At 39.5% G+C, this 16,016-nt stretch carries 15 protein-coding genes; 2 read left to right on the top strand and 13 right to left on the bottom strand.

Annotated features, from left to right (window positions below; translation table 11 throughout):
• Window positions 1–47: 47 nt before the first annotated feature.
• From ORQ98_RS01710 to ORQ98_RS01655, 12 genes are all read right to left on the bottom strand, one after another.
• Complete coding sequence (locus ORQ98_RS01710; protein ID WP_274687045.1) at window positions 48–4,034, bottom strand: baseplate J/gp47 family protein; 3,987 nt, start codon at window positions 4,032–4,034, stop codon at window positions 48–50.
• Entirely contained in the window at window positions 4,031–4,450 is a 420-nt protein-coding gene (locus ORQ98_RS01705; RefSeq protein WP_274687044.1) for a GPW/gp25 family protein, read from the bottom strand. Before ORQ98_RS01705 ends, ORQ98_RS01710 begins: the two co-directional genes overlap by 4 nt.
• Window positions 4,451–4,496: 46 nt before the next feature.
• Window positions 4,497–4,808 carry a PAAR domain-containing protein gene (locus tag ORQ98_RS01700; RefSeq protein ID WP_274687043.1) on the bottom strand — a complete coding sequence of 104 codons (312 nt, stop codon included), beginning with the start codon at window positions 4,806–4,808 and terminating at the stop codon, window positions 4,497–4,499.
• Between the two features lie 83 nt (window positions 4,809–4,891).
• Entirely contained in the window at window positions 4,892–6,679 is a 1,788-nt protein-coding gene (gene vgrG / locus ORQ98_RS01695) for a type VI secretion system tip protein VgrG (RefSeq protein WP_274687042.1), read from the bottom strand.
• Window positions 6,680–6,692: 13 nt separating this feature from the next.
• Window positions 6,693–7,343, bottom strand: coding sequence for a CIS tube protein (locus tag ORQ98_RS01690; RefSeq protein WP_274687041.1), 651 nt, complete (start codon window positions 7,341–7,343; stop codon window positions 6,693–6,695).
• A complete protein-coding gene (locus ORQ98_RS01685) occupies window positions 7,343–7,657 on the bottom strand; it encodes a hypothetical protein (RefSeq protein ID WP_274687040.1) in 315 nt (104 codons plus the stop codon). The genes ORQ98_RS01690 and ORQ98_RS01685 overlap by 1 nt, the downstream gene beginning before the upstream one ends.
• Window positions 7,658–7,666: 9 nt before the next feature.
• On the bottom strand, window positions 7,667–8,134 hold the full coding sequence (locus ORQ98_RS01680; protein WP_274687039.1) for a phage tail protein: 468 nt from the start codon (window positions 8,132–8,134) through the stop codon (window positions 7,667–7,669).
• 30 nt (window positions 8,135–8,164) lie between these two features.
• Complete coding sequence (locus tag ORQ98_RS01675; protein ID WP_274687038.1) at window positions 8,165–8,629, bottom strand: phage tail protein; 465 nt, start codon at window positions 8,627–8,629, stop codon at window positions 8,165–8,167.
• A gap of 43 nt (window positions 8,630–8,672) precedes the next feature.
• Window positions 8,673–10,325, bottom strand: a complete 1,653-nt coding sequence (locus ORQ98_RS01670) for a phage tail sheath family protein (RefSeq protein ID WP_274687037.1) — start codon at window positions 10,323–10,325, stop codon at window positions 8,673–8,675.
• A 104-nt stretch (window positions 10,326–10,429) separates the two neighbouring features.
• A complete protein-coding gene (locus ORQ98_RS01665) occupies window positions 10,430–11,386 on the bottom strand; it encodes a hypothetical protein (protein ID WP_274687036.1) in 957 nt (318 codons plus the stop codon).
• Window positions 11,387–11,614: 228 nt separating this feature from the next.
• Window positions 11,615–12,169 (bottom strand): Pvc16 family protein, encoded by a 555-nt coding sequence (locus ORQ98_RS01660; protein ID WP_274687035.1) that lies wholly within the window; start codon window positions 12,167–12,169, stop codon window positions 11,615–11,617.
• A 239-nt stretch (window positions 12,170–12,408) separates the two neighbouring features.
• Window positions 12,409–13,683: an NAD(P)/FAD-dependent oxidoreductase gene (locus ORQ98_RS01655; protein ID WP_274687034.1), complete on the bottom strand. Its 1,275-nt coding sequence runs from the start codon at window positions 13,681–13,683 to the stop codon at window positions 12,409–12,411.
• A gap of 127 nt (window positions 13,684–13,810) precedes the next feature.
• Here ORQ98_RS01655 and ORQ98_RS01650 point away from each other — a divergent pair, with 127 nt between their 5' ends.
• Window positions 13,811–14,812 carry a 4-hydroxyproline epimerase gene (locus tag ORQ98_RS01650; RefSeq protein ID WP_274687033.1) on the top strand — a complete coding sequence of 334 codons (1,002 nt, stop codon included), beginning with the start codon at window positions 13,811–13,813 and terminating at the stop codon, window positions 14,810–14,812.
• A 110-nt stretch (window positions 14,813–14,922) separates the two neighbouring features.
• Window positions 14,923–15,696: a substrate-binding periplasmic protein gene (locus ORQ98_RS01645; protein WP_274687032.1), complete on the top strand. Its 774-nt coding sequence runs from the start codon at window positions 14,923–14,925 to the stop codon at window positions 15,694–15,696.
• A 32-nt stretch (window positions 15,697–15,728) separates the two neighbouring features.
• Here the strand turns inward: ORQ98_RS01645 and ORQ98_RS01640 are convergent.
• On the bottom strand, window positions 15,729–16,016 hold a 288-nt coding region (locus tag ORQ98_RS01640; protein ID WP_274687031.1), incomplete at its 5' end, for a hypothetical protein.

Genomic DNA, 16,016 nt, shown 5'->3' with positions numbered 1-16,016 from the left:
ATAGAGATACCAATAACACTCCCTTAATAAATAACGTTGGGGTGCGCTTAACGGCCGATAACAAAGCTTGCCCCCAGGGCTAACTCATCTACACCCGTTCTGTCGGGTATAACATCATTCGTTTGTCCTTTTGACTCAATTCCATGTTGAGCGAAAGGCAATGCAATACCCCAGGGGTATTTTGGATTAACACTTCGCTGCGCTGTTGTTGCTGTGGTAATACCTGGTGCAGCTTGATCCTCATCACTGACCACTGAATCAAATAGTTCATAACGCCCATCAAGTAATGGCGTCACTTTAATTAATGATAAATTAGTGACATAGGCAATATAAGGTAAATCTCGAATAAATGCTTCAATCATGTCTGGTTGCAACACCCAGTCAAATGGAGGGGTAAAACGATACTTTCCCCAGGCAGATAGATAATGGCTAATTGCGTCATTGAGTGCAGAATGACCATTGATATCCGATGCATTGGTATTAAAAACCACTGAGCAACGTAACTGGATTCGTTCATAGATTGGATTCGCTACTTCAACAGTAATCCCTGGATTACATCGCGCTTGGAGTGTTTGTTTAATCCGTTCTAACTCAATAGCGCTGACAGGCTGCGCTGGTTGACTTAACTGACTTGCTGTTGAATCCTCATGCAGATGACTTGCTTTAGGGATAACTATCAATAAAACACTACCAAGCACGACTTGATGAGGCTGTTGAAAACGCTGGGCAGTAAAACATTTTACTCGCTCTATATTAGGAAAGTGCTCTAATACAATGCGTTCAAAGTCCCAAGTTTGAATAGCCCTACCACGATGCCTTAATCGTTCAGCACAACGCTGTGACCAACCGGTTGCTGATTCTTTAAGCCTACCACCAACACTCGGTAACGGTTGAGCAATTGCAGTAATCCCTTCTATTGACTGCTGCAATTTAAACTGATTATCTGCTGCCAGATTAGCAGGTCGACGAACATCGGGATTAACTAACCAACGTACTCGGACTCCATTTAACTTAACATCACGCAACTGACAGTAGCAACCTGGATTATCATCCGTTGATACTCGCAACCAAAACAAGTCTGGACTCATGAGATGGCAATTGATTTCCGTATCGTTGTTTTGCTGAGCTAAAGTGCTTTGCCCTTTAATCATTTCTTCGGGCAATTCTAACGTAATAATCCCAGGCGTCAGAAAACTATTAGTATCATCTGTCAGAACATATTTACCATCAATATCAAACCAAATATTGTTCTTCAAAAAGGCCCACTTTAATGTACCTGTCGTATGTCTTATCTGTGCAACCGAGGCAGCGTCTACATCAATCAATAGACTCAAGCGACCACCGGTAAATATAGAATTAAACTGTATACCTATATATAAAGCCCCCTGAAATAAATATTGAGGTAACAAGTAACCCGTTTCATAGCGTATTTTTTCAGAAAACGACCTGCAACCAAAAGGATAGAGTGTATATATTTCTCCAGCTAAGTTAACCAGTGACGGCTTGGAATCACTGGCTATTTTTTCCACATGAATACTAGTGTTTGCCTGATAGTTGGCGTTTATTCTGGCAATGACAGGCGTATAAGGTGCAGGCACATCAGGTGGTTTAGCCAGTTTAAGGCGGACCGTTTCCGTCATCTTTTGCCCCATAATGATTGGGTATAGTTTATGGGCAAAACCATGCTCAGTTCCAGTTAATTGAAGCCTGACAAAACCGTTCATTGACCGTGTCGTATAATTAAGAGGCAGTTTTTGACTATTCTTGGCAGGTTTAAATAGTTCAAGATCGCTAAATGTAATCGTTTGCCAGTTACTTAAATAATCTTCTTGATCTATTGTAAAAAGAACCTGAGGTTGAGGGATTTTGCCTTGTTGCTGAGATGCCTCCGACTCAGGATACCAGAGACCATCTTGCAGAATTTGTGGATAAACTTGAAAAGAAGCATTAGTAATACCTAAATCATAAGCTTTATAGTAGGTTTCAAAGCCTCCCCGTTTTTTGGGTAAACCAGACCATTCTAAATCAAAGCTTAGCTGGGTGAGTGTTTTATAAGAAAACTCATTACTACCAATAATTAACCCACTACCTGAATGAGGTTGAGCACCAAATGGCATAAATGGGCTTGCTGGATTCACCGGACCAAGGTCATTATAGAGTTGCAAATCTTTTAACCCTGTGACATCTACTTGAATATCAGCCTGAAGTAATACCAAGTCAGCTAATAGGGAATAACTATAAATAAAACTATCCTGTTTCAGTAAAAAACGAATGACAGGTGTCAATTGATCGGGATATTGGTCACTGGGTATTAAACAATGAATAGTTTGATCAAAACTGACAATGGCAGGTGCCGATCGGGGTAATTGAAAGCTGATGGCAAGCTCAATATGTTTACTAGTTGACTGCTTAGGTGTTACCAACTCAATATCATAGCTTGTGATAAAGTGCCAACCCTCTTCACTGGTAAGCGATATTTGAAAAGTATGATCAAAAATTTTTTCCAGCAGCCATTGTTTATCCGATTCAGATAAGAAAATTCCTGTTTGTGTTGAATCATATACTTGCTTATATCGCTGTTTTGCTCCTTCAGTCAGCAAACTGCATTGGTCGTCTAATAAGACAGATAAACTCTCAGGGGTTAGTGAGCCATCTTCCAACAGGCAATGGCTGATAGATTCACTAATGGTTTTTCTTTTTAGTCTATCTGAACAGGAATAGCTATTATCATCAACCGTATTTTTTACATGACGCTTTTCTAAGACTAAGTTAACTACAATCTGCCTTAATCCTTGTTTTAATTGCAATATATTGCTACCAATGGCAAAGCCAACAGCTGTTTTTTCTCGTCGTGTTTGTTGATTAACAATGAGCGGAGCACCAAATAGGCTTTGTGCCTGATGACTAATTAATTTATGTTCATCAAGATACTGCCCGTGAATATTGGTGACAAAACCTAAGTTATAACCAGGCACATTGAGTGGATCATGCTGGATATAAATATTTGCAAGCTGAGCCACTGTACCATCAACAACCATCACTGGGCGTTCCGACTGATAATACAATTCATCATGTTGATCATCAGCCTCACAAATGAAAACCGTGCCTTGTGGTATAGTTGTCTTTTTATGGCTTGATAGAATTAACTGGGTATAGTCTGATCGTGATGCCTTGGGTGATAACTTAAGCAGATGATTGTAATAAAAGTATTGATGTTCATCGATAAAGTGATCAGTTTTAGCACGTACTTTTGCTAAAAGTAAAATAAAGCCAATAAATAGTGCACTGGCAGGCTCATGTTGAGCAACCTGCAGTGATGCTTTTAACAGTGGCTTGGCAAAATCACTTAAGTAACCAATAGATTGTTGTAAACTATGAAAAAAATTTTCTAGTTGTTGTCTATCAAACGTCTTTTCAGCAACATTACTGGCAAGTGGCTCATACCGCCAAGCCTTTCCTAAACAGTCAATATCATTTATGACTGCTTTAAGTGTATGAACAACCGCTTGGTGTGCATCGGCATTAGATATAGATAATGCTAACCAATGCCGTAATCGGTTAAGCTGAGGTCGATGAAACTGAATCACTTCTAATAATTTTGCTTGCAGTTGATCGATAACTTTATTTTTACGTTGTTTGCTCCACTCATACCACTGATTAATTGTCTTGACTATTGTTACATTCAGTTCAACCAACTCTGCTAATAATGCAAGTGATTCATCATAACGACCTGAAATTATTGTTAAAAACTGTTCTTCAAGCTGGATCGTATTATTTTTTTGGCTGATCAATGCTAACAAAATGGTTTCGTCACAGTTTAATAAGCCTGCCCAGTTACCACAATGTTGATTATTTTCATCAATAAACTTTATCTCTTTTGCAAAAGCGACCCCCATGACTAACCAGTCTTCAATACTTCGTTCTTCTGGTAATAGGTAGCCACTTTTTAAAAAAATACTTAGCCGCTCTGACTGAGTACAGCCTTGCCTTTTACTCTCATAATGATTTGTAGTGCTTGAGGCGCTGTCCCTCATTTATTGGCATTTCCTTCAACAAAGTAAAAGGGATACACCATATTACTGCGATGGTTGGTTTGCCGAATATTATACTCCAGTAAAATATCGACGCGTCCTTCAAATAAATCAGCTTCCTGTAAGCCAACATGAATTAACTGAATACGATGCTCAAACTCTAAAATGGCATTCTCAATTAAATTGACGATTTTCGTCCGTGTCGCTAGGCTTAACTCATCAAATACTAAATTATGCAGCCCACAGCCAAACTCAGGATGCATTATCCGTTCTCCTGGGCGAGTACTAAATAGTATCTTCAGACTTTCACGAATATCGTCTTCAAGTGAGACCATTCGAGTGATAATCCTACCTTCATGATGATCAAACTTGATGGGAAAGCCCCAACCTTTTCCTAAAAAACTGTCAATTTCAGGCATTTTATCTCGAACCAAAATCAGCGGTATAGCCAAAACGAATGGTATGTTAACCCCCAATCATGACATCAATACTCCCCCCAGTAATGCTGCCACCATGCACAGTCATATCACCCATTCTAACTGCTGATTTGCCGCCGATCATTACCGTAGTAGACCCTTGACTGATAGTGTCAGTACCACCTGTCGTATCTCCTGCACAGAGACAACTATCACCCACGACACTTGCCACTACCCCCCCAATAAGCACACTAGTAATACCCGGCCCCGTAATTGTTCCACCCACATGAGGAACAGATGGTGTCGTTGTGGTTTGCATGGGACATAAATGCATATCACCTAATCGAGCCGCAAATGCCATAACATAACTCTCCTTGTTATTTTTTTACTGATATATTTTTTATCTTATACCCAAACTCTAAAAATTATTCGCAAAGGGTATACTTAATTAATCATCACCATTGATCCCTTTACTGTCGTATTACCAGTCGCTGAAAATTCAGCACTGGAAGTACCCTTAGCAGTCATTGTCGTTGAGGCTTCCAGGCTTACATTCGCACCGTTTGCTTTTACATCAGACGATGCGGTCATTTCTATATTACTATCCGCCTGTATCGATACTTTACCTGAGGCTTTTAAACTAATATCCTTACCACTATCCAATGTTATTCCACTCGAATCTAGCGTTACCGTATTGCTGTTTTGGTCAGATACTGTGATTGATTTATTATTATCACTAAACACGATTTGGTTATTTTCCGGCGTAGTAATAGTAATTTCTTTTGTATCATCGTTAAATTCTAACAATAACTTTTGCTTAGTCATTATAGCTTTAGTCGTATTACTACCATCAGGCTCATAAGGGGCTGTATTTTTTTTACTATATAAACAGCCTAAAATAACGGGGTTAGACGGATCATTATTGAAATAGCCAACAATCACTTCATCTCCTACTTCAGGCATAAAAAAAGCGCCTATTCCTGACGAAGCATAAAATTGACTGTATCTCGCCCAGATTTCGTCTGTATCTGCTTCGAGGATGGGCAATGATAGCTGTACGCGATACTGCCCTTGTGGGTCTTCATCAATTTTTTTTACCACCCCTATTTGTAATCCTTCAACACCTGCTGAAAAACCCGACGCAGGTGGTGTTGTAATTTGATATTTTTCACTAAACCAATCATCACTTAACCCAAATTTAACATCAGATAACCAGTTACCTTCAGCAATGCGATGGGTAACAGCACTCATATAAACTGACCCCGAAAAACGACTACCAACGCCTTTTAATTCAATAACCGCTCCAGGGGTTGCATTTGCATTGCCCTGAATAGTCATATGCCCTCGAATGCGTGCCAGCCCCGATTTAAGCAGTTTGCCACTTGCCCAGTCTTCCAAAGCTACTTGATCAATTATGGTGGCACTACGTAATTTATAATCACTGACACTGAATACTTCAGATAGCGTCGACTGATCTAAATCACCCTGGTCATTGAGTGAAGGGAGCGAGCCTGTGCCTGTGACGATTGTTTGATTAGTGACATCCCAAGCGACTGCCTTAGCACTGGATAACTGGCTACAAGCATCCACATCGGCACTAAACTCATAAATATCCTGGCCATATTCAACGGTTAATACCGCACTCGCCGTTGCATCAGGCTTACCAACAGACACTTGACCATCATCAACGATAACCACCATGGCATTGCTTTCAGCCCTGAGCATTAAAAAATCCCAGTCACTACAGTAGTACTGCACTAGCTCATCATACTGAGTTTGAGTGGTTTCAATATCCGTTTCTAAGCTATGATTACTCATCAAGGTTGAAAAAACATCACTGTCTTTTACTGACTGATAAATAACATTTTTACGCTCAGCCGTCATTTTAACTGCAGTATCTTTGCAGGTAACGACTAGTCGGCTGCTATTATTATTGGGTATTTTTATACCTAATTTAACTACAATGCCTTCAAAAATTGACTGCTTGGTTTGGTCATAACTTGCTTCAATTTTTATGGTGGTGCCCGGTTTAAAATAACTGGAATCAGCATTTGTAAAACGTTGCGTTGGCATATCACCATCTTCAATGACAATAATGGCAGAAGGAATACGATTGATTTCTTTACAAACGGTAACGGAATAAATTCTTACTGTATCAGGAAGAGAACTGCCATTACTTGATACAGCTACTTCAACTAGACCATCACCTGTTAACGTTGGTGAATCAGCCACGTTGCCCTCATTATTAACGTTTCTTTATTGGGGGGAAAACCAGTTGAATACCGGGTTTCAATTGCATGACATTGGTTAATTTATTTACTTGCGCAATCATTGGATAATACTGCACATTTTTATAGATACGAAAACATAAAGCAGGTAAATTATCGCCAGCACGCACTCTGACAATATGGGTTAAGTCAGGAGACTGATTATCCGCCATTGTTTCTTGTGTTTCGGCACTGACATAACCAACAAAAATAAATTGCAATTCAGCACGAAGTGGGTCACCTTCAGAATCATAAAGGGTAAACTTTCGACTCATATCCTGTAAGCGTCCTACAAATAGCTCGTTTCCCCACTGAATCTCAACGATATTAGGTTGGTGATTATCACCCGAATAATCATAAATAATTGCATTAAGTGATTCAATTCTATCAGTAATTGACTCACTTTCATCACTACCACTATCAATGGCACCAGTACTATCCATGAATGCACTAAACTTCATTTTTTGTGGCATATAGCGACTATATCGACTTACCGATGCCAAAGCGCCTAACGGTCGATCATGGTTATAAGCAATGCTTTGTACCAACTCAACAGAAGTAGGATTTAGCTGAAAAACAATCGAATCCCCACTCTCTTGAGCAGTAATTTTTAATCGATTTTTAGGCACTAACGCTCCTTCTGCCTTACCAGCATATCATCAATCATTCGTTTACATTCAAGCAGAATACTGTTCTTCAATTGTGCTGCAAACTGCTCAGCTTGTTCTATTTTTCCAAAGTGTCCAAACAATTCTTCCGAACCTTTTATTCCTTCATGTGGCTGTTCATTAATGTCTTTTTTTAGCTGGTTAACGTCAGTTGGTGAAGTGGCACTACGCTCATGCTTACTTGCAAAAGAAGGGTTAAATTCAGCGTTTTGCTCTGGCATATCCTCATTCAGAACAGTCGAAAGTAAATATATTTCTTCTATATCAAAACTCATAATAACCCCCTACAGTATTCGCGTAAACCCGCCATGCTTCAAGGTAATGGTTTCAATTGCTAGTTTATTTTCAGTTGAGTTAAATGAGTCGACTGACCATTTTACTGGATATGCCTGGGTAAAGTACCAGACTCTAACAGGCAAACCATCAGGGTTAAGCAGGGTTACAGTAATATCTTTTGATTTAATGCTATTAGAGGTTAAGTTTTGTGTGCAATTAATACACCACAGTCCTAATTGAGATGCGCTTGAAGCAATGCCCCGTTTTAATACTAAGTCACTGTAGGTAACGGGTGATGCAGACTTGGGGACTTGATAAGTTGCTTCAGAACCTCCTTCACTGAGTGCTTCAGTTGCGATGGTATAATCTAAACCACTCACTTCAGTAAAGGAGGTTTCACCTAAAAACCCAGAAACATAGACCGAAAAATAAAAAACTGGAGGAATATAGGCATCAAACAACAAATCGTCTAACATGGCGAACTCTTTTTATTACTCATCTCTCCATTAACTGTTTGCAATCGTGATCCCTGCATGGGCAATTTCAATACTTTCTACAGCCACTTCGTTACCTTCTGCTTTCAAATCCGTGCCCGATATTTTAGTTGGCCAGGCATCTTTAACTGTCCACACCATTGTTGGGCTACCACTTTCATCCAATAAACTAATCGTTAAAGGAATACGTTTAATGGTGTTTAATTTGATCTGGTTAAACCAGTCCCAGAATTTATTGTCCTTAATAAATACACCCTTTTTCATAGTGATATTGCCGTATTTTTTCAACCCTGGCATATTCACAACACTGTGCACAGGGCTATCACCTGCTCGATACTCAATCGGTTGCGCTTCCACATCCAAACCACTCACTTCTTGGAAACTCATGACATCACTATCCCACTTTACTTCAAAGTAAAATTTAGGAAGTGGCCACATTTGGGCGTTACTGGTTTGGGCTGAGCCATCGTCTGCCATGATTAGTACTCCTTCTAATCATTAAAATAATCTACTTAGTTAATCAGGATTCTTGCATTTTTTGTTGGAAAGTAATTTCAATAAATTCCGCTGGACGCACTAAAGCCACTTTCACTGTAATTCTTAAAATACCTTCTAAAATATCTTCCGGTGTCATGGTTTCTCCCAGACCAACACTGACTAAAAATGCTGATTCTGGTGTAGTACCGGCCAGCCCGCCACGCTTCCAGATACTGGTTAGGAAATTATTGATCATTCCTTTCATGGTCACCCAGGTATTCGCTACATTATTTTCAAACACATAGGCTTTAGCCGCGAGCTTAATCGATTCTTCTAACATGATAATGGTGCGGCGTACTTGTAAATAACGCCAGTCCAGGCTATTACCATCAAGGGTTCTTGCACCCCATACCAGTGTGCCTTCACTGATAAAACTACGAATAGCATTAATCGATTTACCTTGTGGCGTTACATTTAAATCTTCTTGCTCATCGTGGGTGATATCCACCGCAGGTTGAACCACTGAACTTAAACTGACATTAGCGGGTGCTTTCCAAACCCCTCGTTCATTATCCACCATCGTAATTACCCCGGCCATTGCTGCACTCGGTGGTAACAGATTCAGCTGCAATTTAATTTCAGCTACAATCTGACGGAAACTCGGACTTAACTGTAGTAGTGCTTTATTCAGGCTGCTTTTTTGTACATCGGTTAAGTCATCAGCCGACAGTTGGGTAATATATCCGTCATATGCAGTCTTTAGTTCTTCCAGCTTAACTTTTCTTGCATCGTCTTCTGCATCTCCAGGTTTTAACTTGCCCAATTCGTCATCTAAAGGCGCAATCAATTCAGTTTTTAACAATTCCTGCAAAACGGATATTGACTCTTTGTCTACATTTTCATAACTAACTGCATTATCTTGAACAATTGTTGTATGCACCCAGGGGTAGTAGGCAGCACTAAAGTCCAGATAATTCACACCGATATTATTTCTAAATTCTGCAATAGGATCATAGTCTGGCTGTCGCCCTAGATAGCCATTATATATATCTAAAATAGCTACCCGATTTTTCATTTTTCCACCGCAATGGGCCAACATTGCCTGTTGCAAAGTAATACAGTCGGGCTCTTTTAGTTTGATGGCTTCAGGAATGATAATCATGGTGGGTTCTTGTTCTCTAATCAGCCCATTGAGCCCCCCCCTCATCCGGTCCAATTCATAATCGGTATTATAATCACCGACAGATACGATGTAACAAGGTCCACCACCATTTTCAAAAAATAACCGGATTGCATTAAAAAATAGATAATCCTTGGTCTTTGGATCTACATCATAACCCTGGCCTTTAATGGTAATCGTTGGTGGTGTTGCCGACGCAGCAGAAGCAGCCGCTGGTGCTGCTTCACTTCCTTCCTCACTGTCAGCTGAACTTGCACTAGCGCTAGCACTGGCTCCACTGCTCCCTGCATTTTTACTGAGTGAAAAAGTGGTTTTTGGTGCCCCACCAAACAATGACAAGTATTCAGCTAAGGAGCTGAGTCTGACCGGTTGATTAGTAAGAGACTTTCCTTTTATCTCGGCTTTTTCAGTATGACCAATAAAGGCAGGTACGGCTGTAGCAACTTCTACAGCAGAATTTGGAAATGCATCTTTTTCGACTATATAAACGCCTGGCGTTTTCATTGGAGCAGCCATAAGACAATCCTTTGTTAATGTTACTGTTTATACTCAAAGTGCAGGGTATATAAGGGCACCTCTAATAATTGATTACATATCTTCACAATGAAGAATATAATAAGCTATAGCTTCATATGTACAGATAAAACAGTTGTTGCTTTGCCATCCATCGTTAATTTTTCTTGATGGCTATATTGAGGATGCGGCAAAGACTCCATTAGTGTTTTTACGGTCACGCCATTACGTTTTTTCAGTCTCACTTTAAATGCTTGTCTATTTACACAACGAATAGTTTGTTTAGAAATAAAATGAATGACAAAGGGGTTACCTATTTTCTGAACACCATTCATTCGTGTAAAGCTTATTGTAGCATCTTGACTTTCCAGCGTATGCGCTGCTGATAGGTTTTTAGCTGGAACAGTTTCAATAAATAGTAGATCATCCTGATTATTACTTGTTACTTCATTATACAGCCGCTCTCCCACAAAAATTGAATAGAGCCAATAGTAATGCTGAGAAGCAAAATTCAAATAAAGCGTTTTTTGTTCATTTTCACTTTCATCAAATAAAGCCTTATGCAACCAATAACATAAGTCGACTTTAATAATTACAGTATCCTGGCCCCTGATGCGAGTAGTGTCACTTAATAAATTAACAACCCGACTATCTTTTCTGCTTATGTACGCTTTTTTGTATATGCATGTGTTTCCATCTGTCGACGGCTTTTGTAATAGCTCAGTATCTTCAAAGTAGAAGATACCCTCTGCTGGGCTAGCATTGATGGCAGTACAATAATAAAATGCTGTATCAGTTATTTTTACTAAGAGGGTAAGTGTTTTCTCAGCCCTGTGGTTTTGCTTGCAATAGGATAGGTAGTTTGTGATTTTTTCCCGTTGCTCAGCAACTCCGTCATAAAAAAATGCCACTTCACTGTCAGCAAGATGACTCAGCAGGCCTAAGTTCTTCATTAGCCTCATTGAGCTCTCATGTATTTTATAGTCTATATGCTGACTTGGAATTCCCCCCTGGTAATATTCATGGCAAATCACTAAATTTAGCAACGGCTGATATTGTGCCATTTATACCCTTCCCGAATGATTTTTAGGGTTTGTTGTCGTCGCTCTTCACCCCAATCATTTATAAAAACATAAACTCATGGGGGTAAGTCTGCTACTGCAAGACTTACGACAGCATCCTTAATTTATAAAAAGAATGCTGGTTGGAACTCATCGCTCGACGGCCGCCCCTAAAAGCCATTCGCTTTGGCTATATTATGTTTCCAGCAAAAACTGTTAAATTTATTAGTTTTACTTTATTACACGACTATCTGTTTCTTTAATAGTGGTCACAGGCCTGGTCATACCATTATCAAATGGTATCGTTCTAACCCGATATAATACAGAAGGCATGTAACGGCCAGTCACCAATGTCCATATATTGTGAAGCTCTCTTAAATTTAAGTTTTCAATATCCAATATCATTTTTTCAATTGAGCTTGGTACTTCAGCATAAGCTGAACGCTCAAATACAGGGTTATCTTGAAAAAATTCGATCGTACTGGAAATAAATCTCAATGCTTCTATATACTTCTCTCCTTCATGAGTTGCAATGAACATTAAATAAAGATTAAGAAAAACAGGGCGCTTACCATTTAAAACATTATAATGTTTATTGCCTATACTATGCTGCGGATAAGTATCACGCTCAATGTTGACTAACATTGCGACTAAATGGTTATTAGTAAAAACGGCTGACTTATCCGAAAGGTTAGAGATAATAACCATATCCTCAGATACATCATATTGAGCTTTAAGGCTTTGGTTAAGCTGACCAACTATAAACTTTACCGACTCGTCGATCATGTGAGGCAGCCTTACAGTATAATATTAAGCAAAAGCCATAACACTGAGCAAATCCAGCTCCTAACAAATACAACACTAAGAATATAAAGTCATCTTTCCTTCTAAAATATTAATTTAGATCTAATTACTTTAAAGTCAACTGATAACATCGAGAATTATTCTAAATTTAATATCCATGATGCTTTACAAGCTTTATAATGTCTTTATGATGAATTTTTAATCACAAATAAATGACAAAATCAACCAAATCGTGTAACCCGGTAAGGGGTTAAATTCACACTTGGTTTTGCACGTTGAATCATTTCCTGAATTAACTGACCGGTTATCGCTGCCAAGGTTAAACCCAAGTGTTGGTGGCCAAATGCAAAATAAACGGGCCCATCTTGGTCAATCACCGGTAATGAATCGGGTAATGAAGGTCTAAAGCCCATCCAGCGTTCCCCTTGTTGATTGGGTAACTCCGGCAATAGTGCTTTGGCATGATGAAATAAAATATCCGCCCGCTTCATATTCGCAGGCCTTTGTAATCCAGCAAACTCAACTGTTCCAGCTAAACGTAAGCCTTCTTCCATCGGTGTCATAATAAATTTTCGCTCACCAGAAGAGACTGCCATATTTAACATATGACCTGCACTTGGTACCATTAAGTGATAGCCACGCTCAGTATCTAATGGCACCTTAATTCCCGTCAATTGTTGTACCCACTGTTTAGACCAAGCTCCTGTCGTTAATACTAGTCTTGGTACTTTATACTGACTGTTAACTTCATGATTAGCTGGCTGATGAGTGGCTTGTACCTTAATGACACAACCATCTCCATTTTTGTATAACCCTGTGACATTAGCACACTGAAAATCCCCCCCTATTCCCCGATAGTAGTCGTATAAAGCCATCGCTAAACGATAAGGGTTAATCGTGTGCCCTGTATCAGGAAATAACACGCCTGCTGTCACTTGTCTGCTAAGGTTGGGTTCTTGCTCTCTTACCTGTTCTCCATTTAGGTAATTGATAGACACACCGTGGTCAGCCATCAGTTCAAATTGTAACTGACTGGCTTTAAAACGAGTTGGTGACTCAAATACGACCATTGAGCCATTGGTTTTTACCAGGTGCTCAATACCCGCTGCTTTTAATAATGTTTGGTAACTCGTTAATGCTTGCTCATTTAAGGCTTGTAATGCAAATATATTTTGCTTAAAGCAATACGCACGGGCTTGCCAGATAAATCGTAACAACCAGGGAAAAATCTGTGGTAAATATTGCCACTGAATAGCCACAGGCCCTAATGGATTAAATAACATGGCAGGGATTTTGGTCAAAATATGGGGAGAAGCCAAGGGTAACACCTGCTCTGTGGCAAAGTGGCCGGCATTCCCTTTTGATGCTCCTTCAGCAGGTGGCAGGCGATCTAACAATAAGACCTTTAGCCCTGCTTGCCTTAAGTAACAGGCACAGCAAATTCCCACAATACCTGCACCAACCACAGCTACATCAATTGTTGTCTGCTGTTCCATTTGATTAATCCTTACCTTCCATGTTATATCGTATACACTGTACACGACCTGTCTATTAAAGGTACCCTAAAGTTAAAAATTGAATACAACTGCCAAAGCAAACTAATAAAACAAACGATAAAATGCTATGCGAAAAGGAACTTTCTTTTGTGTCGATGCCCACACCTGTGGCAATCCTGTTCGGTTAATTGCAAGTGGAGCCCCAACATTAAAGGGCAATACCATGAGCGAAAAACGCCAGGATTTTTTGCAGCATCATGACTGGATTCGTCAGGCGCTTATGTTTGAGCCTCGAGGCCATTCCATGATGTCAGGTGCCATCGTATATCCCCCTTGCAGTGAGGCAGCTGATGCCGCCATTTTATTTGTGGAGACCAGCGGCTGTTTACCTATGTGTGGACATGGAACCATCGGTACCGTGACTGCCGCACTGGAGCATGGCATTATTCAGCCCAAAACCCCAGGCCAGTTAATGTTAGATGTCCCTGCAGGACAGGTGCGTGTTGAATATCAGCAAACAAATAATAAAATCACTGCCGTCCGAATTTTCAATGTGCCTGCTTACCTTGCGCATTCAGAAGTAGTCATCAACTGTCCTGAGTTAGGCGAGTTAATAATCGATATTGCTTATGGGGGTAATTACTATGCGATTATTGACCCTCAACCTAATTATAACGGGCTGTCATCGATTACTGTCGATAAGCTGCTTTTATATAGTCCAGTTATACGACAAAAGCTCAATGAAGTGGTTGACTGTATTCACCCATTGGACAGTACAGTAAAAGGTGTTAGCCATGTATTATGGACAGGTACACCTACTCAACCCAATGCGACAGCGCGTAACGCTGTATTTTATGGTGATCGGGCCATTGATCGCTCCCCTTGTGGTACGGGTACCAGTGCTCGAATGGCTCAATGGGTAGCAAAAAGTAAATTAATGGCAGGGGATCAATTTATTCACGAAAGTATTATCGGGAGCTTATTTGAAGGACGAGTAGAAGCAATCACTGAAGTAGGCAGTTACCCTGCTATTTTGCCTAGTATCCAAGGGTGGGCAAAAGTGTATGGTCATAATACCATTTGGGTAGATGCAGATGACCCCTATTGTTATGGCTTTGAAGTAAAATAAAATATAGTTTTGTAACTCTTAGGGAAGCTTTCAGAAGGCCAGAGACTGTAAACAATTATTAGTGCCCTATAATGTACTCATTAGCTGATTGGTTTCTGGCAGGTTGTTGAATGAAATTTCCTAAGCTAGCTCTTTATATACTGCTATTAGTCAAAACCATTGGCTTGTTTGCGGCAGAGCCAATTACACTATCGACAGGAGAATACCCTCCTTACAACTCTGCAGCCTTTAAACATTATGGTTTAATGCCAAAAATCATAACAGAAGCATTTGCAGAAGTTGGCTATCAAGTTGATTTTGTTTTTTTACCATGGCCAAAAGCCTATTACCTTTCCAAAATTGGTAATGTTGATGGTACCGCCCAATGGTTCAATTCTGAAGATCGAAAAATTGACCATATATACAGTCACCCCATTCTGCCTGAAAAAGTGGTGTGGATTTATTTGAGAGAATACCAATTTGATTGGAATACCCTGGATGATCTCGCAGGAATTAGAATTTGTGCCTTAAGAGGCTTTACTTACACCCATGAATTCCATCGTGCCATCAGAGTTGGCAAATTACATGTTAGTTTTGTCAACGACATTGATCAGTGTTTTAAGATGATACTGGCTGGACGCACCGACATCACTTTAGAGAATATTGAAGTCGCCTATTATAAATTACGCTCACTATTTAAACCTGAGCTGGTCAATCAGTTTATTTATCATCAAAAACCATTTCAAGTCAGCTACAACCACCTACTTATTTCGAAAAAAACCCTTGATGCCCAAAAAATTATTAATGACTTTAATCGAGGTCTTAAGCAGCTAACAAAGAGCGGTAAAGTCAATCAAATTTTGCAAAATTCAAGAATGGGGTTGTATGAACCAGCGCATAACTAAACTCTCCAGGCACCCGCGCTGCTTTATTATTTTTATCGAGTATCACTTTTAAATTCCCCTGACTTATAATATGAATATTTTTTCAATATTCTTGAATACTTACTGCTTTCTTTTATTTCCTCAAATAACTCTCTAAATGAATTTATAATATTTTTATCTGAGTGTTTATTAAATCCAAAATAGTCATCAATATTGGTTGGAAGCATCAGCTCTTGAATAACTTGAGTTGATGATAGTTGATATTTTTTCCTAATTATCACTATACCTAAGCCATTAGCTGCTGTATATTTGAACAGTATGGCAATTTGATTGAGAAGGTA

The organism is Spartinivicinus poritis (genome assembly GCF_028858535.1).
In the GTDB taxonomy this organism is placed as follows: Bacteria; Pseudomonadota; Gammaproteobacteria; order Pseudomonadales; family Zooshikellaceae; genus Spartinivicinus; species Spartinivicinus poritis.
The sequence above is the reverse complement of the archived record's forward strand: the minus strand, read 5'-3'. Positions and strand labels throughout refer to the sequence as shown.

Bases quoted from the DNA above. Each gene is read 5' to 3' on its own strand.
- ORQ98_RS01710 (WP_274687045.1), bottom strand. From the start codon at position 4,034: ATGAGGGACAGCGCCTCAAGCACTACAAATCATTATGAGAGTAAAAGG.
- ORQ98_RS01705 (WP_274687044.1), bottom strand. From the start codon at position 4,450: ATGCCTGAAATTGACAGTTTTTTAGGAAAAGGTTGGGGCTTTCCCATC.
- ORQ98_RS01700 (WP_274687043.1), bottom strand. From the start codon at position 4,808: ATGGCATTTGCGGCTCGATTAGGTGATATGCATTTATGTCCCATGCAA.
- ORQ98_RS01685 (WP_274687040.1), bottom strand. From the start codon at position 7,657: ATGAGTTTTGATATAGAAGAAATATATTTACTTTCGACTGTTCTGAAT.
- ORQ98_RS01680 (WP_274687039.1), bottom strand. From the start codon at position 8,134: ATGTTAGACGATTTGTTGTTTGATGCCTATATTCCTCCAGTTTTTTAT.
- ORQ98_RS01675 (WP_274687038.1), bottom strand. From the start codon at position 8,629: ATGGCAGACGATGGCTCAGCCCAAACCAGTAACGCCCAAATGTGGCCA.
- ORQ98_RS01670 (WP_274687037.1), bottom strand. From the start codon at position 10,325: ATGGCTGCTCCAATGAAAACGCCAGGCGTTTATATAGTCGAAAAAGAT.
- ORQ98_RS01665 (WP_274687036.1), bottom strand. From the start codon at position 11,386: ATGGCACAATATCAGCCGTTGCTAAATTTAGTGATTTGCCATGAATAT.
- ORQ98_RS01660 (WP_274687035.1), bottom strand. From the start codon at position 12,169: ATGATCGACGAGTCGGTAAAGTTTATAGTTGGTCAGCTTAACCAAAGC.
- ORQ98_RS01655 (WP_274687034.1), bottom strand. From the start codon at position 13,683: ATGGAACAGCAGACAACAATTGATGTAGCTGTGGTTGGTGCAGGTATT.
- ORQ98_RS01650 (WP_274687033.1), top strand. From the start codon at position 13,811: ATGCGAAAAGGAACTTTCTTTTGTGTCGATGCCCACACCTGTGGCAAT.
- ORQ98_RS01645 (WP_274687032.1), top strand. From the start codon at position 14,923: ATGAAATTTCCTAAGCTAGCTCTTTATATACTGCTATTAGTCAAAACC.